Annotated in this window: 10 protein-coding genes and 1 pseudogene; 2 read left to right on the forward strand and 9 right to left on the reverse strand. The window is 72.2% G+C overall.

All coding sequences use genetic code 11. The features are described from left to right. Positions 1 to 247 precede the first annotated feature (247 nt). Both ACZ4XX_RS23975 and ACZ4XX_RS23980 read left to right on the forward strand, forming a co-directional pair. Complete coding sequence (locus ACZ4XX_RS23975; protein WP_468509911.1) at positions 248 to 2419, forward strand: CHAT domain-containing protein; 2172 nt, start codon at positions 248 to 250, stop codon at positions 2417 to 2419. 124 nt (positions 2420 to 2543) lie between these two features. Beyond that, positions 2544 to 4429, forward strand: a pseudogene (locus tag ACZ4XX_RS23980) (AMP-dependent synthetase/ligase). Positions 4430 to 4518: 89 nt separating this feature from the next. Here the strand turns inward: ACZ4XX_RS23980 and ACZ4XX_RS23985 are convergent. The 9 genes from ACZ4XX_RS23985 to ACZ4XX_RS24025 all read right to left on the reverse strand — a co-directional run bounded on the left by ACZ4XX_RS23985 (position 4519) and on the right by ACZ4XX_RS24025 (position 20759). Further along, positions 4519 to 5916 (reverse strand): M1 family metallopeptidase, encoded by a 1398-nt coding sequence (locus tag ACZ4XX_RS23985; RefSeq protein ID WP_468509921.1) that lies wholly within the window; start codon positions 5914 to 5916, stop codon positions 4519 to 4521. A 44-nt stretch (positions 5917 to 5960) separates the two neighbouring features. Continuing rightward, entirely contained in the window at positions 5961 to 9869 is a 3909-nt protein-coding gene (locus ACZ4XX_RS23990; protein ID WP_468509912.1) for a Pls/PosA family non-ribosomal peptide synthetase, read from the reverse strand. Between the two features lie 213 nt (positions 9870 to 10082). Beyond that, the gene (locus ACZ4XX_RS23995; RefSeq protein ID WP_468509922.1) at positions 10083 to 10688 is read right to left on the reverse strand and encodes a maleylpyruvate isomerase family mycothiol-dependent enzyme; all 606 of its coding nucleotides are present in this window, start codon (positions 10686 to 10688) and stop codon (positions 10083 to 10085) included. Positions 10689 to 10781: 93 nt separating this feature from the next. Continuing rightward, positions 10782 to 13139, reverse strand: a complete 2358-nt coding sequence (locus ACZ4XX_RS24000; protein ID WP_468509913.1) for an alpha-N-acetylglucosaminidase — start codon at positions 13137 to 13139, stop codon at positions 10782 to 10784. A gap of 346 nt (positions 13140 to 13485) precedes the next feature. After that, positions 13486 to 14751: a ThuA domain-containing protein gene (locus ACZ4XX_RS24005; protein ID WP_468509914.1), complete on the reverse strand. Its 1266-nt coding sequence runs from the start codon at positions 14749 to 14751 to the stop codon at positions 13486 to 13488. Next, entirely contained in the window at positions 14748 to 17084 is a 2337-nt protein-coding gene (locus tag ACZ4XX_RS24010; RefSeq protein ID WP_468509915.1) for an RICIN domain-containing protein, read from the reverse strand. The genes ACZ4XX_RS24005 and ACZ4XX_RS24010 overlap by 4 nt, the downstream gene beginning before the upstream one ends. Positions 17085 to 17133: 49 nt before the next feature. Beyond that, positions 17134 to 18501, reverse strand: coding sequence for a ricin-type beta-trefoil lectin domain protein (locus tag ACZ4XX_RS24015; RefSeq protein WP_468509916.1), 1368 nt, complete (start codon positions 18499 to 18501; stop codon positions 17134 to 17136). Between the two features lie 305 nt (positions 18502 to 18806). Further along, positions 18807 to 19853: a methyltransferase gene (locus tag ACZ4XX_RS24020; protein ID WP_468509917.1), complete on the reverse strand. Its 1047-nt coding sequence runs from the start codon at positions 19851 to 19853 to the stop codon at positions 18807 to 18809. Positions 19854 to 19910: 57 nt separating this feature from the next. After that, a complete protein-coding gene (locus tag ACZ4XX_RS24025; RefSeq protein ID WP_468509918.1) occupies positions 19911 to 20759 on the reverse strand; it encodes a helix-turn-helix transcriptional regulator in 849 nt (282 codons plus the stop codon). Positions 20760 to 20934: the final 175 nt, after the last annotated feature.

Genomic DNA, 20934 nt, shown 5'->3' on the forward strand with positions numbered 1-20934 from the left:
TCTACGGGCCGGGGAGCGGGGGGTAGAGTTGATCTCGTTCCTGCCCAGCTGCTCGACACCGATAGAGGTGGGCGAAGTGGTGGAACGCAACACATTTGCACTGGAAATATCCGGCGGTGAAGGCCGGTATTCGGTCAGTGCGACGTCAGGAACCGCTGACTCCGTCAGCGTTGATGACGTCTCGTTGGACGTGGAAAGCATCCGCGAGCGGTCCGGGACACTCCAGGAGGATGCTCGGCCCGTTTCGATGAGGAGCGGATCGCCGAAGACCGCTGTCGCCCTGCGGGGCCGGTACGCGCGCGCGATCGGCGATGAGCTCTTCGGAGCTCTCTTCCCCGGTGAGGTGGGTGGTCTCTACGCCCAGCGGCGACAGCAGGCCGCCGCGCGGGGAGAGAACCTTCGGATGATGCTCCGTATGGGCGCCCCTGAACTGACCACTCTGCCCTGGGAGTTGATTCACAACCCGGACTTCGGCTTTCTCTGCCTCGCGGACGAGGTCGTGCGGTGTGTCGACCTGACCGGTCTCCCGCTCGGGCCGCCTCCGACGCACCTTCCGGTCCGTGTCACCGGAATGGTGTCCGCGCCCCCGTTCGAGCGATCCTTGAACGTCAAGGCGGAGGAGCGCAATCTGCGAAAGAGCCTGCACCGCCTCACCGAGCGGAAGTTCGCCCGGCTGCGGTGGGTCAACGCGGTCAACTGGACCACTCTGATGAACGAGTTCACCGCGGAATCCGGTGGATGCCATGTGTTCCATTACGTCGGCCATGGTGCGTACGACTCCGAGCAGGAGGCAGGCGCCCTCATCTTCAGCGACGAGCTCGGCCGCAAGCAACTGATCAGCGGTGATTCGGTGGGCAGGGTCATACAACAGGCGCCCCTGAAGCCGCAGCTCGTGGTTCTCAACGGATGCGAGACGGGAAAGGGCAGCCACGACGAGCTCTTCTCCAGCGTGGCCGCGGCGCTCCTGCAGTTCGTCCCGGCAGTGGTCGCCATGCAGTTCGCGGTGACCGACGCGGCGGCGGTCACTTTCTCCCGCTACTTCTACCAGGCGCTGGTCGGCCTCGGCCGGCCCGTCGACATGGCCGTGCACCAAGGGCGCGTCGCCATGCTGCTGCAGGACGAGAACAGCCTCGAGTGGGCGACGCCCGTGCTGTACGTGCGGGATGACCGGGACATCCGACTGTTCGACGTCGGGGAACAGAACGCGCCGCAGTACGAGAGGGCCGTCGAGGGCGTACGGCTCGACGAGGAGCGTCTCATCGCGGTCCAGGCCTCCAAGAGCACGCGGATCCACGGAAATCCGGTGCTGATCCAGAAGTGGCCGGGCGGCAGCACGACCACACGGCCGGGGAAGTACACACCCAGTGACTTCGAGCTCGTCTTTCCCGGGCCGCGGAGCGGGCTGGTCTCCATGCGCCGGAGGAACAGCGTTCCCGGCGTCCCCTGGGGTCCGCCCTGCCCCATCGAGCCCGGTCTCGGGCCCGTCGACGCGGTCGGGATGGTCGAGAGCAGGCTCGGCGAGGGCCGGAGCAGCCTCGAAGTCGTCGCCAGAACGGGGGAGAAGCTGCGATTCCTCTGGAACGACAGCGAGGAGCCCACCGACTGGCATGCGGCGCCGACGCCCATCGCCGATCGGGCCGCGGGCCACCCGGCCCTCCTCCAGACCAGGCACGGTGACCCGGGCGACTTCCACCTCGTGTGTCCGGCCGTCAGCGGTGGCCTGATGGTCATGCGCCGCAGGAACGACGTCGAGGGCTATCCATGGACCACTCCCTACGTGGTTGCCCGGGGAAGGGGCGAGTGCGCGGCGGTGGGAATGGTGGAGAGTGATGCGGGGGACGGCCGGAGCAGCCTGGACGTCGTGGCGAGGACGGGGGACGAGCTGCGGTTCCTGTGGAACGAGACCGGGGAACCGACCGACTGGCAGGAACTCGCGGACCCGGTCGTCCGCGGGGCGACGGGCAACCCGGTCCTGGTCCAGGACCGCACCACGGAGCCCGGGGACCTGCTGCTGGCCTGCCCCGCCGCGGACGGCGGGATGCTGTTCCTCCGTCGCCGGAACGGCGTCGCCGGCCGGCCGTGGACCATGCCGTACTTCCTGGCGGAGGACCTCGAGGTCACGGCGGTGACCATGATCCAGAGCACCTACGGCGGACAGGACGGCGGTCCGGGGGCGAACCTGGAACTCATCGCCCGCGTGGGCGACTCGCTGGAGTTCTTCTGGAAGGGTCCGCGCCCGGCGTTCTGGATCCACAACACCTTCGGCCCGCAGCACCCGTTGGTGGACGCCTTGTCGCCGCCCGAGTCCACCGAGCCGCCGCCCGAGTCCTCCGAGCCCCCCGAGTCCACCGAGCCGCCGCCGGATCCCCCCGAGCCCCCTGACTCCTCCCAGCCCTCCGCCTCCCCGAATACCCGCTGACGTCGTACCTTTCTTCTCCCGCTCCCTTACGCACCGGCGCGATTCCGCCTAGCCTCACCACAGCTCGCAAGTTACCGGCCGGTCAATGAATCGTTGACGGGCAGTCCGGTCCCGGGGGGTTGAGATGAGTTCCGCGCAGCACCTTCTTGAAAGCCGCCCGCGGTCGGTGGCGCACATCTTCCTCGCGAGGGTCGAGGCCACGCCCGACCGCGAGGCCTACCGCCACCCCGTGGCGGCCGAGCACGCCGCGGGCGGCGCCGAGGAGTGGCGCTCGCTGACCTGGGCCCAGACCGCCGAGCGCGTGAAGGCGATCGCGGCCGGCCTGCTCACCCTCGGGCTGCGGCCCGAGGAGCGCGTGGCCATCTCCTCCTCGACACGGGTCGAGTGGATCCTCGCCGACCTGGGCATGATGTGCGCGGGCGTCGCCGCGACCGCCGTCTACCCCAGCACCGATGCCGAGGAGACGGCGTACATCCTCGCCGACTCCGGCAGCCGGGCGATCTTCGTCGAGAACGCAGAGCAACTGGCCAAGGTGGCCACCCGTACGGGAGACCTGCCCGGGCTCGGCACCGTCATCGTCTTCGACCCGGAGGCGGACATGCCCCAGGTCGAGGGGTTGGACGTGCTGACCCTCGCCGAGCTGGAGAAGCGCGGCACCGCGCACCTGCAGGAGCACCCGGACGCGATCGACACGGCGGTCGGGGCCATCGAGCCGGACCACCTCGCCACCCTGATCTACACCTCGGCACGACCGGCCGCCCGAAGGGCGTGCGCCTGGTGCACGACTGCTGGTCCTACCAGGCCGTCGCGCAGGAGGTCAGCGGGCTGCTGCTCCCCGACGACGTGCAGTTCCTGTGGCTGCCGCTGTCGCATGTCTTCGGCAACGCCCTGATCGCCGGCCAGGTGAAGACCGGCAGCGTGATCGCGGTGGACGGCCGCATCGACCGCATCATCACCAACCTGCCCGCCGTCCGGCCCACCGTGATGGCGTCCGCACCGCGGATCTTCGAGAAGGTCTACAACGGCATCGCCGCCCGGTCGAAGGCCGAGGGAGGCGCCAAGCACAAGATCTTCCTGTGGGCGGCCCAGGTCGCCCGCGACTACGCCAGGACCGGGCAGGAGACCATGGTGGCGACGGGACGGCGCACGCCGCCCCTGTGGCTCACCGTGCAGCACGCCGTCGCCGACAAGCTCGTCTACGGCAAGATCCGTGCGGCCTTCGGCGGCGAACTCCGCGGCAGCGCCTCGGGCAGCGCCGCACTCGCCTCCGACATCGGCTACTTCTTCGCCGGCGCGGGCGTGCCCGTGCTCGAGGGCTACGGCCTGACGGAGACCAGCGCGGCCGTCACGGTCAACCCCGTCGAGGACTTCCGGGTGGGCACGGTCGGCAGGCCCCTGCCGGGCACCGAGGTGCGCATCGCGGAGGACGGGGAGATCCTCCTGAAGGGCCCCGGCGTCATGCGCGGCTACCACAACCTCCCGGAGAAGACCGCCGAGGTGCTGGAGAGCGACGGCTGGTTCCACACCGGCGACATCGGCGAGATCGACAAGGACGGCTTCGTCCGGATCACCGACCGCAAGAAGGACCTCTTCAAGACCTCGGGCGGCAAGTACATCGCGCCCACCGAGATCGAGAGCCGGTTCAAGGCCGTCTGTCCGTACGCCAGCAACATCCTGGTCATCGGCAACAACCGCAACTACTGCACCGCCCTGATCACCGTCGACGAGAGCGTGATCATGCCCTGGGCGGCGTCGCAGGGCCTCGACGGCCGCAGCTACGCGGAGGTCGCCTCCTCGCCCGAGACGCACGCGCTGATCGACGGCTTCGTCCAGCGGGTGAACGGCGGCCTGCAGCGGTGGCAGACGATCAAGAAGTTCGCGGTCCTGCCGCGCGACCTCGACATCGAGCACGGCGAACTCACCCCGAGCCTCAAGGTCAAGCGGCCCGTCGTGGAGCGGGAGTACGCCGAGGTCGTCGAGGCCATGTACGAGGGCGCCCGCGAAGCGTGACACCCACCGGCGGGGCCTCGTAGATCCGCCCGCAGGCCGTACCGGGTGCGCCGCGTGGACGGCGCCCGGTGCGGCCTCCGTCCGATCCGCTACGCGGAGGCCCTGCCCGGACCGCCGTTCGTGGGCGGGTACGCGGGCCGTTCCGGTATGGCCGGGGAGCCGTGGGGGGACGGGAGGGGCGGCAGGGACGGCTGCCGCAGCCAGGCCGTGAGCAGGCCGTCCACCGGCTCCGTCGCGTACCGGGACACATGGGCGGTGAAGGTCGCCGTGGTCACCACACCGTGGCGGTGCACGGTCGCCCAGTCGCGCAGCATGCGGAAGAAGGCGCCGTCGCCCAGGGCGCAGCGGACGGCGTGCACGGTGAGACCCCCGCGCTCGTACAGACGGTCGTCGAACATCAGCTTGCGCCCGGGGTCGGCGAGCTTCAGGTCCTGCGGCTGCGTGGCGAGCAGCCGGTGCGCGATCGCCGCGAGCTCCTGCGCGGTGCGGCCGCCCGAGCGCTCCGACCAGAGCCACTCGGCGTACTTGGCCAGGCCCTCGTTCAGCCAGATGTGCCGCCAGTCGGCGATGGTCACGCTGTTGCCGAACCACTGGTGCGCGAGCTCGTGCGCGACGAGGCGCTCCGAGCCGCGCGCGCCGTCGACGTGGTTGGCGCCGAAGAGGGACAGCCCCTGGGCCTCCACCGGAACGTCGAGCTCCTCGTCGGCGATCACCACCGCGTACTCGCCGAACGGATACGGCCCGAAGAGCTCCTCGAACAGCTGCATCATCGCGGGCTGCCGGGCGAAGTCACGCGAGAAGCGGGGGAGGAGATGCGCCGGCACATGGGCGGTCTGCGGCACCCCGCCGAGCCCGGGGTCCCCGAGCAGCACCGTCTGGTGCATGCCGATGGAGAGCCCGACCAGATAGCTGGACGTCGGCGCGGACTGCTCGTACACCCAGGTCGTCGTGCTGGCCTTCGTCGTACGCGTCAGCAGCCGGCCGCCCGCCACCACGGTGTACGCGGAGGGCGTGTTGACCGAGATCTGGTACGAGGCCTTGTCGGCGGGCCGGTCGTTGCACGGGTACCAGGAAGGCGCGCCGACGGGCTGGCTCGCGACCAGCGCGCCGTCGGTCAGCTCCTCCCAGCCGAGCCCGCCCCACGGGCTGCGCACCGGCTTGGGGTTGCCCGCGTAGTGCACCTCCACGGTGAACGCGGCGCCCGCGGACAGCGGCTTGGCCGGCCGGACGCGGAGCTTGCCGCCGCGGTGGGAGTAGTGCGGCGCCCGGCCGTTCACCAGGATCCGGCCGACCTTGAGGTCGGCGAGGTTCAGATGGAACTCGGTGAGCGGCGCCCGGCCCGCGATGGCGCTCAGCCGCGCCGTCCCGGCCAGCCGGTTGGGGCCCGGCCGGTACTCCAGAGCGAGTTCGTACCGGTGCACGCGGTAACGGGAGTCGCCGTGGTCAGGGAAGTACGGGTCCGATGCCGTTGTCCGCTCGCCGCTCACTGCTGCTCCCGCTCCCTGCCCTGTGCTGTGCTCGTGCTGCCCGTTCAGGCCCGCCACGCCTCGATCGGATTGCCCAGCCAGCGGGTGTCGGCGGGGACGGATTCCCCGGCCATCACGAGAGAGGCGGGACCCAGCGTGCTGCGGGCCCCGACCGAACTGCCGGGCAGGACGATTCCGCCCGGGCCCAGGGTGGCGCCCTCGCGGAGGACCACAGTATCCGTCCTCAAGATCCGGTCGTGGAAGAGGTGAGTCTGCAGGACACAGCCGCGGTTCACGCTGACCGCGTCACCGAGGACGACCAGGTCCGTCTCCGGCAGCCAGTAGCTCTCGCACCACACGCCCCGGCCGACCCGGGCCCCGAGCGCGCGGAGCCACAGGTTGAGCAGCGGGGTGCCCGGCACCGATCCGACCAGCCACGGCACGGCGAGGACCTCGACGAACGTGTCGGCCAGCTCGTTGCGCCACACGAAGCCCGACCACAGGGGGTGCTCGCCCGTCCGGTGCCGACCCACGAGCAGCCACTTCGCGGCCACCGAGACCAGGCACGCGGCCGCACCCGCGGCCAGCAGGACCGCCCCGGACAGCAGCGCCGTGCCCCAGACCCCCGCACCGGTCGCCGTGGCCAGGCCGCACAGGGCCGCCACGGTGAGGACCGCGAGGGCGGCCGAGGAGAACACCGGGAGCAGCCGGAAGAGCTCCACCAGACCGCGCGCCCACAGCAGCCGCGCGGGCGGCTCGTACGTCCGGCTCCGGTCGGAGTCCGCCGCGGACCGCGGCAGCCTGACCGGGGGCAGCCCCAGGTACGAGCTGCCCTTCTTGGCCTTCTTCGGCGTCGCCGACAACACGCCGACCAGTCCGTCGTCCGGCACCGTGCGGCCCGGCGCGGTCATGCCGGAGTTGCCGAGGAACGCCCGCCGGCCGATCTCGGAGTGCCCGATGCGCACCCAGCCGCCGCCCAGCTCGTACGGGGCGGTCAGGGTGTCGTCGGCGAGGAACGCGCCCTCGCCGACCGTGGTGAGGCTCGGCAGCGCGAGGACCGTGGACACCTCGGCGCCCCGGCCGATCTTCATGCCGAGCAGCCGCAGCCACACCGGGGTGATCAGCCCGGCGTACAGCGGGAACAGCGTCTCCCGTGCCAGGTCCATCAGCTGCGTGACGGTCCACGCCTGCCAGGCGACCCGGCTGTGCGTCGGATGGCTGCCGGTGCGCAGCCCGAGGCTGAGCAGCCGCACCGAGACGAGCACGAGCGTCGCGTACGCGAACCCGTAGGCGAGCGCCCCGGGCACCACGGCGACCAGCGCGCCCCGCAGCGCCTCGGCGAGCCCGGCGTCGGCGGGCACGAAGCGGCTCACCACGAGCAGCGCGGGCAGGGCGGAGAGCACCGGCAGAACCGTCAGCAGGAAACCGGTCGCCCCGTAGACCGCCCGCCAGTGGAGCGGGCGCGCCGGGCGCTCCTTGGGCCAGTTCCGCTTGGCCTTGCCGAGCTTGCCCGCGGGCGCACCGGCCCAGCGCTGCCCGGTCGGGATCTGTCCCGCCACGGCGGAGCCGGGAGCCACCTCGGCCCGCTTGCCGACCCGCGCCCCCGGGAACAGCAGGCTCCGGGTGCCGACCACGGCGCCCGCGCCGACCTTCACCGGGCCGATCTCCAGCCGGTCGCCGTCCAGCCAGTAACCGGAGAGGTCCACCTCGGACTCCACGGCGCAGCCGCGGCCGAGCTTGAGCATGCCGGTGACCGGCGGCAGCGAGTGCAGGTCCACGTCGGGACCCACCTTGGCGCCGAGCGCCCGCGCGTACCGCTCCAGCCAGGATCCGGTGAGCGAGGTCGCGCCGACGAACTCGGCGAGCCGCTCGGCCGTCCACAGCCGCAGATGGACACTTCCGCCGCGGGGGTGACGGCCCGCCTTCACCCCGCGCAGCAGCAGCCGTGCGCCGCCCGCGGCGATCGCCAGCCGGCCGGGCGGACTGAAGAGGAGCGCCGCACCGGCGGCCACCACCCACCAGGAGGCGGTCGGCGCCCACGCATAGGCCCCGAACCGGTGCAGGACGTTGCCCAGCGCGAGCAGCGCCACCGTCCAGCGGAGCCCGATCACGGTGAACAGCGGAAGCAGCAGGACGCTCTGCAGGAGCCCGGCCCGGAACGGAACCGGCGGGATCGTCCGTACGGCCCCGTCGTCCTGGGCGGACTTCTCCAGGCGCCGGGCCAGCTTGCGCAGGGTGGGCTGCTGGTAGATGTCGACGACGGCCGCGCTCGGGTAGCGGGTGCGCAACCGGGTGGTGAGCTGGGCGGCGGCGAGGCTGTTGCCGCCGATCGCGAAGAAGTCGTCGGCGGCGCCGGTGACGGACACGCCGAGGGTCTCGCTCCACTGCTCGGCGAGCCAGGCCTCCGTGCCGTACAGCTGCTCCGAGGGGCCGCTCGTCTCCAGGTCGGGCAGCGGCCACGGGAGCGCGTCCCGGTCCACCTTGCCCGACGTACGGGTGGGCAGGTCGGCGACGGGCGCGAGGAGCGGCACGAGGGCCGCGGGAAGCTCGGCGCGCAGCCGCTCGACCGCCGCCGCGTGGTCCCAGCCCTCCTGCGTCACGAGATAGCCGACGAGCAGCTGGTTGCCGCTGCGCGCGGTACGGACGGCGGCGGCCGCGCCGGCGACACCGGGCAGGCCCTGGAGGGCGGAGTCCACCTCGCCCAGCTCGATGCGGCGGCCGCCGAGCTTGATCTGCTCGTCGCCGCGGCCCAGGAACACCAGACCCTCCGGCTCGGCGCGCACCAGGTCGCCGCTGCGGTACGCCCGCTCCCAGCCGAGCGCCTCCAGCGGGGCGTACTTCTCCGCGTCCTTCACCGGGTCGAGGTAGCGGGCCAGACCGACGCCGCCGATCACCAGCTGGCCGCTGCCGCCCATCGGCACCGGCTCGCCGGACTCGTCGACCACGGCCAGCTCCCAGCCGTTCAGCGGGAGACCGATCCTGATCGGCTCCTCGCCGGTCAGCAGGGAGGCACAGGCGACGACGGTCGCCTCGGTGGGGCCGTACGTGTTCCACACCTCGCGGCCCTCGGTGACCAGGCGCTGGGTCAGCTCGGGCGGGCAGGCCTCACCGCCGAAGATCAGCAGCCGGACCTCGTCGAGGGTCTCCGGATCCCACAGCGCGGCGAGCGTCGGCACGGTGGAGACCACCGTGATCTCCTGCTCCACCAGCCAGGGGCCGAGGTCGGCGCCGCTGCGCACCTGCGACCGCGGGACGGGCACCAGGCAGGCGCCGTAGCGCCACGCCAGCCACATCTCCTCGCAGGAGGCGTCGAAGGCGACGGAGAGCCCCGCCATGACCCGGTCGCCGGGGCCGATCGGCTCGTCGACGAGGAACAGCGCGGCCTCGGCGTCCACGAACGCGGCGGCGCTGCGGTGGCTGACGGCGACACCCTTCGGCTTGCCCGTGGAGCCCGAGGTGAAGATGATCCACGCATCGTGGTCGGGCCCGGGGCGCGCGGAGGGGGCACGGTCGCCCTCCCGCCCGGTGACGTCGATCCGCTGCTCCGCGCCGACCACGGCCCGCACACCGGCCTCGCCGAAGACCAGCTCGGCCCGCTCGTCCGGGTCCTCGGCGTCGACCGGCACATAGGCGGCTCCCGCGGCGAGCACGGCGAGGACGGCCACGTACAGCTCGTTCGTCCCGGACGGCACCCGGACGCCGACCCGGTCGCCGAGCCCCACACCGGCGGCCGCGAGCGCGCGCCGCCGGTGCTCGACCTCCGCGGCCAGCGTCCGGTAGGTCAGCCGGGTGCTGCCGTCGTCCAGGGCGAGCTCGTCGGGGTAGGCCCGTACCGAGGCCTCGAAGACGTCGACGAGGGTGCGCACCGGGGCGGCGGGTCCGGCGGAGAACCGGGCGGACTTCCCGGGCTCCTCCTCCCACGGGTCCCCTTCGCGGAGCAGAGTGGTGTCACCGTGCTCTGGTGTGGCTGCCATCGGACCTCGCGTCTCGTTCCCGGCAACGTCCGGGTCGCCGGCGGAGCCCGGGTCTGCCCGGGTTGTTCCGTTCCGACGCCAAACAGCCCGCCAGTCTAGTGTGTCGGCCAGGATTCTCCGGTCGACATCTTGCGCGTGGCTGGTTGGGAACGGTATGGGAGGTGGATTCCGAGTGGCCGTACGGTGAACGGTGACACCCGGGCGCCCACCGGTTCAGCCGCCCGCCGACAGCGTGGCCACCCCCGGACCGCGGAGATCGTCCAGCACCGCCGTGCGCCCCGTCACGGCGAGCAGCAGGGACAGCGCGGGGCCCTCCGCCGCAGGCCCGGTGCCGATCGCCAGGTCGGTGTCCGTCGCCGTGATCCGGACGCGGGACAGGAGTTCCTTCGCTCCTCCGAACGACACCGGGGTGCGCGCCTGGAGACGGAGGGCCCGGACGACGGCCCCCTGCGGATAGGAGCGGGTGAGGCCCAGGGGCCGACGGATGTCCTCCCCGTGGACGATCTCCTCGACGAGCCGGCTGTCCAGCGGTGCGGGAGGCGCCGACGTCCGCGACGCCACCCGACGGAACCGCTCCAGGGTCTCCTGCGGAGTGGTCCCGCGCTCGCGCGCCACACCGCGCCGGTTCTGACGGTCGAAGTCGAACCGCGCCAGCACCATGTCCCTGAGGAAACCGACGCGTGTCGCACGGGCGTTGTCGACCAGATGGGCGAGCACGTCGTGCACGGTCCATCCCTCGCAGAGCGACGGCTGCCGCCACTCCTCGTCCCCGAGGTGCGCCAGATCGCCGATCAGTGCCGCCCGCTCGGCGTGCACCATCGGCCAGACATCGTCCGTCACGGCTTCTCCCTCGTCGGTTCTCGTCCGTCGGTCACGGCGAACACCGGGTAGGACCTCGGAAACGGCGGGAACTCATCGGCCGGCGACCACGGTCGTTCCGCCGCGAGCGGCCGTGGACCCCGCGGCCGGAGCCGCCAGGGCCGTTCGCACCTCGCCCGCCAGGGCGAAGGGGTCCCCCGTGGGCGTCGTCGGATAGCGCTGGTGGCCGCGCGCCCAGGCGTCGTCCCGCGCGAACCAGTCGACGGCGACCGGCGCCGTGTCGGTCACCAGCGCACGGTCGAGACTCGCGAAGTAGGCGGCCCAGCGCGGCGCGTAGACGTCCTGGACGAGGCCGGACCATTCACGGTTGGCGTAGTCGCGCAGCCCACCCGTCTCGCTCGGTCCCCTGTCGGCCCACGTGGTGAGGATCGAGCGGGCGTCGTACTCCAGCCGGTCCCGCTCCTCCGCGTCGGCGCCCCAGGACCGCGCGTCGGCCAGCCAGGGGCCGACCAGGAACCGCCGGTCGGAGCCGACGAGCCGCCCCAGCAGCTCCTCGTGCCCCTGCCACTCCCGTACCAGTGTCCGGAAGCCCGTCAGGTCCTCGGCCTCGTACGCGGCCCTGATCCGCGGCAGCAGGACCCGGCTGCGGTTCGTGAGCGCCTGACGTGCCACGTCCACGAGGTCGAAGCGGTACGCGTCCGTGGTCCGCAGTCGGGGCGCCACCTGCAGCAGCTCCGCGAGCGCCCGCTCGACCGTCGCGGCGTCGTACCGCATGGCCTTCGGGCTCCACTTGGCGGCGGTGGCCGCCGTCAGACCCGGCCGTGCGGCGAAGAGGCTGTCCTGCGGCTCGCTCCAGGTCCCGGACGCCATGCTGTACGGGCCGAGGCGCAGCTGCTCCCACGCGGCCGCCGCGTGGGGATCCGTACCGCCGTAGCGTCGGGCGGCGTACGCGGCGAACCAGCTCTTCCGGTCGATCGGGTCCGGCTGCCAGGCGAGTTCGGTGAAGAGGTCGAACGCGGCGGGGTTCCCACCGGTGCCCTCGGGGAGGTACGCGATGCCGCGCAGCGCGCTGTCCTGCTTGCCGAGCCAGGCGTGGAAGCGGTCCACCCACGCTCCGGTGTTGGCGCCGATGCTGGTGTGGCCGCCGAAGTTGGGGATCGTGCCGAAGGCGTACGGCGTGCCGCCCCACCGGGCCTCGCGGTCGAGACCGTCGTACCGGTCGGAGAGGCCGTCGACGATCAGGACCCGCCGACGGTCGACGCCGCTGAGGAGGGCCGGGGTCGGGTTGTTCTGCCAGCCGAGCATGACCCAGGTGGCGCCGGGACGCGCGGAGTCCAGGGCCCGCTGGACGGCCCCGGCGGCGGCCGGGACGTCGACCGCGCCCGCGACCCCGCCCTCGTGCAGCAGGTCCATCTTGAACATGTCGGTGACACCGAACCGCGCCTGCTGGAAGCGGTAGTAGGCGGCGGCGAGCCGGGCGAAGACCGGCCCGGTCGGATCCAGCCAGTAGGGCCGCTCGAAGCCCACCCACTTGCCCTGCGGAACGGTGACCGCGCCGTCGTTCCGCGCGGCGAAGTCCGCGGGCACGGTGCCGAAGAAGCCCGGCAGCACGGGCGTCATCCCGAGCGAACGGAGGTGGCTCGCGATCCGGCCGCCCAGCGTCGCCCGGGCCTCGACGAGCTGTTCGGAGACCGGTCCGGCGAACCCCGACAGGTTCTGCAGCAGCCACCAGCCCTGATGGGCCGGGGCGGGGATCCAGGCGCGCAGCTCCGCCGCGCTGTAGCCGAACTCCTGGAGCGCCCGGTAGTACGGGTACTCGGCTCCGGTCGGGACGAAGACCTCGTTGACGCCGTGCAGCGCCATCAGGTCGATGTCGTGCTGGTAAGAAGCGAAGTCGCGGTAGGCGCCGGAGTACCCCTCGTCGGTGTCGTTCAGGGCGTAGCGGTGGGGCACGGAGGCCGACCGGGTGAGGGTTCCGGGGACCGCGGGGAGGGTGCCGGGCAGTCGGCCGACACTGTCGCCGGGCCAGCCGATGTCGACCCCGGCGACCCGCTCCAGGTACCAGCCGACACCGGTGAGGAGGGTGGCCGGCGAGGTGCCCCGCACCACGATGGCCCCGGCCTCGCCCGAGACCGCGAAGTAGTCGCCCGAGGCGGGCTCCTCGACCGGGACCAGGGTGAACTGCGCCGCCCGGGTGGGTAGCAGGCGTTCCAGGCTCGCCCGGGCGGGCGCGGGGTCGAAGGTGGCGGACGAGGTGGCCGAGGCCGGCCGGGTGCCGAGGGCCGGCGTGACCGATCCGGCGGAGGCGGTCCGCGGGCCGTGCGCGGGCGTGGCCGCCGAGGCGGTGGCCCCCGACAGCGATGGCACTCCGGGCGAGCTCGCCGCCGTCACGGCGGCGAGCGCCGTGACGACGAGGGCGGTACGGCATCGAAGGAACAGGCGGCGGCCCATCTGGCTCCCTGCTGCGGGTCGAGCGGAACTGCGGGGCGGGCGTCGGGAGGTCCGGTCGACGAAGACTAGCGGCACCGCGGCCGACGGGACCGCGGGTGCGTTCTTCCGGCGGGACGCCGGGACGTCGGCGGAGCCGGTATGCCCGGGGGTCGGGGGCGTGCCGGTCGGCCCGGGGAGTGGGGGAGTACCTGCCATGTACGGATGATCGGTCCGGGGCGCCGGGAGCGCATGCCGATACCGCCGCCCGGGGGGCGGCGGCATCGGAGGATGGAGGGCCATGGTCCTCGCCCGGGTCCCCGGGCACGGGGTGCCCGGGGACCGAGGGCAAGGACGTCCTGGGGGACCGTCAGGACACCGCGCTGGGCCGGAAGCTCTGGGCCGGGGAGCCGTCGCAGGCTCGTTGGACGAGGGCGACGCCGACCGCGGCCGTGCCGGTCGTGGTGAGGCACTTGCCGCTGTGGCGGGCGACGAAGTGGTACCGGCCGGAGGTCTCGGCCACCGGGAGCCACTGCTGGTTCGTGCCGCCCCCGTAGGCCCACAGCTGCAGGGGCGCCCCGTCGGCCGTCGACCGGTCGGAGACGTCGACGGACTGCTGGGGAGCGGTGCGCACGCCGATCCGGCTGTGGCCGTCGGTCGTCGGGGTGAAGCGGAACTGCTGGGCCTGGGTGCCGTTGCAGGTGTACTGCTGGACGGGTGTGCCGTTGGCCGTGCCCGCCGCCCTGACGTCGACGCACAGGCCGTTCGCCTCGGCGGCGAGGGTGTACCAGGAGTCCCCGGGGAACGGGCCGGGCGGGGTGGTGCCGGCGCCGGCGAGCCACCGGAGGCCGTCGAGGAGCAGACGGTTCTGGGTGGGACTGGCGAAGGTGGAGGAGAGCCGGGTGCCGGTGGCGTAGTTCATGGCGTTGTGGCCGAAGTTCGCGTACAGCATGCGGTACTGCGTGTTGGTCCACACGAGCGGGTAGTCACCGCTGTACCAGGACTGGTTCGGGTCCGTGCCGAGCGGGAAGCCGGCCGGGTCGACCGAGGCGAGCACCTTGACCGACGGGTTGGACCGCAGGTTGTTCGACCAGCTGTACCACTCGCTGACGGCGGAGGTCCACGTCGTGGGCAGGCCGGCCGCGGCCGGGTGGGAGCCGTTCTCGGTGCGGACGAGGGCGGTGGTCGGACCCCAGGTGTTGGAGCGGAAGTTCCCGCTGCCCAGGAACTGGTTGTAGTACCAGTTCCAGCCGGAGGCGTTGGTCGTGAACGCCGAGACGTGGAAGCCGAGCCAGCCTCCGCCGTTGCGCATGTACCGCTCGAATCCCGCGCGTTGGGCGGCGCTCTGCGGGGCGTCGTCGAGGAAGAGGACGACGTCGTACGCGTCCACGCCGCCGTTGGCGAGGAGGTTCCAGTCGGTGGTCGCCGTGTAGGAGAAGTTCTGGGCGGCGGCCGTCCGGGGGAACCAGTCGTTGGCCTCCTTCACGAAGTCGATGTGGGCCGCGTCCCAGGTGCCGTTGTAGAACGCGATCACGCGGAAGTCGGGTGCGGCCGGGGCGGCCTGGGCGGGTCCGACGGCACCGAGGCCGAGGACGAGCGCCATCAGGCCGAGGAGCCGTATCAGGTGTCGTCTCATGGGTGGCTCACCAGGTTCGCGACGTTGGTGGAGGAGTTGGACGGGCCGCCGCGGTCGTTGACGACGTGCCGGATGGTGCCGGTCCCGCCGAGGGAGACGGTGACCATGTTCCGGAAGCGCACGTCGGGACGGTCGGGTGCCTCGATGGCGTGCTCGGCGGTCACGCCCGGATCGACGTTGAAGTAGCAGTAGCTGCCGAGCCCGTAGGCCTGGTGGCTGGTGACCGAGTCGGCGACCTTGTAGGCGGCGTAGCCCTGGGTGGAACCGTTCATCCAGGCGGCCTGGTTGGGCGGGTCGTACGGCATCTCGTTCTGGTAGAAGTACGTCCGGCCGCGGTTGCCGTTCCAGACGGTCTGGTGCTTCTGGTAGTGCTCGACGAACAGGCCGTACATGGTGACGTCGTCGCCGTTGACGACGAGACCGGTGTCGGCGGTGTTGGTGTTCCAGCCGACCCCCGTGCCGTGGTCGGCGCGCCAGACCCACAGGTGGTCGCCGATGACGTGGTCGCTGTTGACGACCAGACTGGTGGTGGCCTTCCCGACGGCCGCGCCGCCGACGCGGAAGTACACGTCGTGGAGCGAGGTCGGGTTCGTCGCGTGCGAGGCGGACGAACCGGCCGGCCCGAGCTCCAGCAGGGTCGGGGAGTTGACCGTGCCGGCGTCGAAGAGGACGCCCGCGATCTTCACCCCGTCGACGTCGGCGACGGTCATGGCGGTGACGCCGTTGTCGGGGACGAAGGTGGCGAGGCCGAGGCCGAGGATCACGGTGTCGGGGCGGGTGACCCGCAGGGTCTGGTCCAGGTGGTACACCCCGGGGGTGACCAGCAGGTCCTTGCCTGCCGCGAGGGCCGCGTTGATCTGGGCCGCGGTCGCGCCCGGCTTCACGATGTGGAAGCGGTCGATGGGCAGTCGGGTCGCGGCGGGGGTGCCGCCGGCTGCCCATGTGGTGCCCGTGGAGTCGGTGCGCGGGGCGGGTACGACGACCGTGTAGGCGCCGGTGGCGTCCACGGTGAGGAAGGGCTTCTCGCGGACGACGGGGGAGCGGTCCACGGTCGTGTAGGGCGGGTGGGGGAAGCTCGTGCCGGGGACGCCCTGACTGCCGACGAAGACCATGTTCCAGTTCGACCCCGTCCAGGAGCCGAGCTGGGAGTTGCGGGTCAGCCACTGTTGCTGGGTGCCGGAGCGGACCTGGCCGTCGATCTTGGTGTCGGCCATGAATCCGCCGCTGGACCAGCCGCCGTCGCTCAGTTCCAGGTTGCCGCGGACGTGCATCCGGCGGTACGACGAGGCCTGGGACACGGCCCAGCGGTCGGTGCCGCCGGTCGGGGTGACGGAGAGGTTCTCGGCGCCGCGCCAGAAGTTCTGGGTCGCGTTCTGCGGCGGGAACCAGTCGGCCTCCACGTGGACGGCGCCGTTGATCGTCACGGAGTCGGGCGACTGGCCGAGCCCGAGGACCTGGGTGTAGAAGCCGACGTTGACATCGTTGTTGTACGTGCCCGGCTTGAACAGGACGGCGTACCGCTCCGGCCCGAACTGGTTGGTCTCCTGGCGCTGGAAGATCGTGTTCAGCCGGCCCTGGACGGTCGCCGAGGGCATCGACGGGTCGAGGACGACGACGTTCGGACCGAGGTCGACGTCCCCGGGCGCGGTGCCGACCGGGGTGACCTGGAAGCGCTGGGCGGCCGTGCCGTTGCAGGTGTACTGGACGAGCTGCACGCTGTCGGCGGTGGACGCGGCGGGGACGTCGAGGCACTTCCCGCTGTTGCGGTTGACGAGGTGGAAGGCGCCGCCTCCCTCGTCGACGGCTCGCCACTGCTGGTTGAGGCCTCCGCCGTAGGTCCACAGGTGGACGGCGGCGTTGTCGGCGGTGGAGACGTCGCTGACGTCGACGACCTGGGCGGGGTCGTCGCGGGCGCCGATCCGGATGTGGCCGTCCGAGGTCGGTGCGACGGTCCACTGCTGGGCGGTGGTGCCGTTGCAGGCGTACTGCTGGACGGCGGTGCCGTCGGTGGTCGCGGCGGCGCGGGCGTCGAGGCACTTGCCGCTGCCGGCGTTCACGACGGTGACGGCGCCGGTGGGGATCTCGGCTGCGGCTACTGCCGCTGCCGCTGCCCTGATTCCGGTTCCGGCTCCCGCTACGGCTACGGCTCCGGTTCCGCTTCCGGTTCCGGGTGAGGAGACCGCGGAGGCCGCGGATCCGGGGGAGAGGGCGACGAGGGCCGAGCAGACCACCGCGCCGGTGGCCAGGACCGCCGCGAGGCGCCGGGGTCGTGGGCGGGCACGGGCGGGGCGCCGGGGCGCGGCGCCTCGCGCGAGGGGAGTGGGGGCGGACATGGGGCTCCTTGGTGGGGGACGGGAGGAGACGAACGGAGAGGGCCGTGGGTCAGCCGTTGTACGCCGCGAGGATCCGGGTGAACTCCCAGGCCTGCTGCCCGATTCCGGAGCAGGTGTCGGCGCCGCCGCCGGTGCACGGCCGGTCGCGGTTGACGGACCAGAAGGTCAGTCGGGCCAGGTGCCGCTGCTGCGCGTACGCGAGGATCGTGCGGAAGTCGGCCTGGGTGATGGTCTCGCCCACGTCCGTGACGCCGTTCATCGAGGAGATGCCGGTGTGGCGGTAGGCCTGGTCGTCGCTGTAGCCGTACGCGTTCTTCACCGCGGTCTTGAGCCCCTCGGCCGCGCGGACGGTCAGGGTGCCCATGTTCTGTCCGTTGCCGCCGAAGTTGAACGGCATGATGGTCCAGCTGTCGACCGTGAGACCGGCCGCGGCGGCCCGGTTGACGAGGCTGGTGTCGGGGCCGTTCTGGCCGGTCCCGAAGGTGACGTACACCTTCAGGCCGGGGTTGGCGGCCTTGACCGTCTTGAGGGCGTCGACCGTGCGCTGCTGGACGGTGGGGCTGTCGTAGGCGGCGGCCTCGATGTCGATGTCGATGGCCTTGAGGCCGTACGCGTTGACGACCTTCTGGTACGCGGCGGCGAGTTCGCCCGCGCTGGAGCAGGAGCTCTCCAGCTTGTTGCCGCTCCAGCCGCCGAAGGAGGGGATGACGTCGCCGCCGGCCGCCCGGACGGTGTCGACCGTCTGCTGGTCGACGCCGCCGAGGAGGGGGCGGCCCCCGTCCCACTGCGGGTTGCAGTAGCCGTTGCTGAGGACGAAGGCCAGCGTGAACCACTTGACGCCGGTGGCGTTCATGACGGTGGTCGGGCTCGGCGGGCTGCCCCAGCCGTTGTAGAGGTACGGCGCGACCGCCATGTTCCCGCCGGGGGCCGGTCCGGTGCCGCCTGCCGGGGGTGCCGTCCACTTCTGGTTGGCGGCGCCTGTGCAGGTCCAGATCTGCAGCCGGGTGCCGTTGGCCGAGCTGTTCCCCGTGGCGTCGAGACACTTGTCCGCCTGCGGGTTGACGATGTCGCGGGCGGCGGTGACGGTCCAGCGCTGCGCGGCGGAGCCGTTGCAGTCCCAGAGCTGGACGGTCGTTCCGCTGGCCGTGCCGCCCGAGGTCACGTCCAGGCATTTGCCGAGGGCCTTGAGGGTGCCGTCGGCGCCCACGTCCCAGGTCTGGGCGGCGGTGTCGTTGCAGGTGTACAGCTGGACGGGGGTGCCGTTCGCGGGGTTGGCCCCCGCGACGTCGACGCATGTGCCGCCGATGCCGGTGATCCGGCCGGCGGCGGCCTCGGCGGGGGCGTCGGTGGTGACGGTGAGACCGCCGGCGGCAAGGGCGAGCGCGGCCACGGTCAGTGGCAGACGGGTCCGGTGCATGTGGGGGTCCTCTCGGGTGGGGGAGGCTTCGGCGGGGGACGGGGCCGGGCGGCGGCGCCCACCGCGGATCGACCGGGTCGACCAGGCGGTTCAAGGACATGAACGTCGTTCCACTTTCTGAGCGGCAAAAGTAAAGGTCTGAACCAGAGGCGTCAAGGGTTCGCGCATTCAGGCCTTGAACGCACAACGCCCCCAACAGGAACCCGAGTTGGGTTTTGTCGGGGGCTGGTGTGAAGTGTTGACGACGGGGGTGTACGGAGCCTCGTCGGACGCGGCCGTCCGGGCTCAGGCCGAGGGGTCCGCGGTCACTCGGCCACGGCCTCGATCAGGGAGTACGGGGCGGCGTCCGCGAGCGGGGTGACCGACGTGACGCGCAGGGCGGCCCGGCGGCACACCTCCTCGAAGTCCTTGCGCGTGCGTTCCCTGCCGCCGACGTTCACCATCATGTTGAGATCGCTCAGGTAGGTGCCCTCCTCCTCGGTGCCGACCACCTCGGGAAGGACCGGCTCCACGATCAGGACGACACCGCCGGGCGGCAGTACCTGGCGGCAGTGGCGCAGGATGGTGACCGCCTGCTCGTCCGACCAGTCGTGCAGGATGCTCTTCACGAGGTACACGTCCGACCCCCGCGGGACCGACCGGAAGAAGTCTCCCGCCGCGAGGGAGCAGCGCTCCTCCAGACCGTGCCGGGTCAGGGTCTTCGCCGCCTCCGCCAGGCCGTCGGCCGTATCGAAGACCACACCGCCGAGACCCGGGTGCGCTTCCAGGACCGCGGCCAGGAGGGTGCCGCTGCCGCCACCGACGTCCGTGACCGAGGTGAACCGGCCGAAGTCGAAGGCGCGCGGCAGCACCGCGGCGGTTTCGGAGACGACCTGGCTCATGGCCGCGTTGAAGTCCGCGGAGAGCTCGGGGTGCCGGGCCAGGTGGCCGAAGAAGTCCGTTCCGAAGACGGAGTCGAATGCGATCTCCCCCGTGCGGACGCTGCTGTCCAGGTGCTCCCAGGCGCGCACGATCGCCGGATCGGTGAACATGCGGACGAACGACGCGAGGGAGTCCGGGTGGTCGGGGCCGAGGAGCGCGCCCGCCGGGGTCACCGCGAACGTGTCGGGGGTGTGTTCCGCGAGCAGGCCGAGGGCGCTCAGGGCGCGCAGCAGGCGTGTCATGGGCTGGTGCGCGGCCCCGGTTGCGGCCGCCACCTCGGCGGCGGGGCGCGGCCCGTTGCCGAGCAGCTCCACGACCCCCAGGCGGACCGCAGCGCGCAGGGTGTGCGCGGCCATGCTCCCGAACGCGAGCCGGACGACGAGTTCCCGGGCTGCCGCCGTCTGCGCTGTGCGGGTCTCGGTGTTCCTCACAGGTCTTGTTTCCTTCCTCGGAGTCGACCGATCACCGACCGGTCGGGACAGGGGTGTTCAGGGCGCGGTGGACGCGGTGGACGCGGTGGACGCGGTCAGGCCGGCCAGTGCGCGGGGCGTGCATCCGGCGAGGGCCTGGACGTCACGGTGCAGATGGGGCTGGTCCGCGTATCCACACGCCACGGCGACGTCGCCGGCACGCTCACCGGCCAGGAGCGCCCGGGCGGCGTGGTCGAAGCGGACCAGCATGGCGGCCCGCTTGGGGGTCAGGCCGACCTGGGCACTGAACCTGGCCCGGAGCCGCTTGCGGCTCCATCCGAAGGACGAGGCGAGCTCGCCGACCCGCACGCGGCCTCGGCCGGCCACGATGGCGTCCCATGCGGCGGCGACCTCGGCAGCCATGGGGGGAGCGTCCGCCGCCCTGCGTCTGAGGAATCCGTCCGTGAGCGCAAGGCGTTCCTGCCAGGACGCGGTATCGGCCAACTGCTCCCGCAGCAGCCGGGCGTGGCGTCCCCACAGGTCGTCGAGTCCGGTGATGGACCCGTCCAGTTCGAGCGGGGAGACGCCCAGCAGGCCGTACGCGGCCCGGGGCGACAGGGCCACCTCGACGCATTCGACGCCCTGGCCGCGAATACGGGCCGGACCGGGGGACAGGGAAGCGACGATTCCCTCCAGCGGCCGGTTTCCGGAGGCGCTCTCCACCGTGACCGGGCGGGCTCCGAGCCCGATGACGACGATCACGGCGGGCTGCGGCAGTACCCGCAGGTCCAGCCCGCCGGCCGTGCGGTCCCGGAAGCCGGCCATGTGTACGCCCTCGGAAGAGGTGCCGCCGAGGGGGCGGGCCACCTCCCAGCGGTCGTGGGCAGTGCGCTCCGGGGGTGCAACCCCCGTGTCGTCTCTGGACATGCCTCCAGGTTGGCCGAAGGCGCGGGTCCTGTCTTGGACGAAAGTTCCGCGGCCCGGGGGGGGGGGGGGGGGGGGGGGGGAAGAGCCAAGGGGGTGGGGGCCCGAAGAAGGGAAAAACCTGGCGTTTTCGGAGGACAAGGCACTCCACCCCACCACCGGCCACCCAGACGGGCCG

The sequence above is a fragment of the Streptomyces sp. NPDC029956 genome (assembly GCF_055574655.1).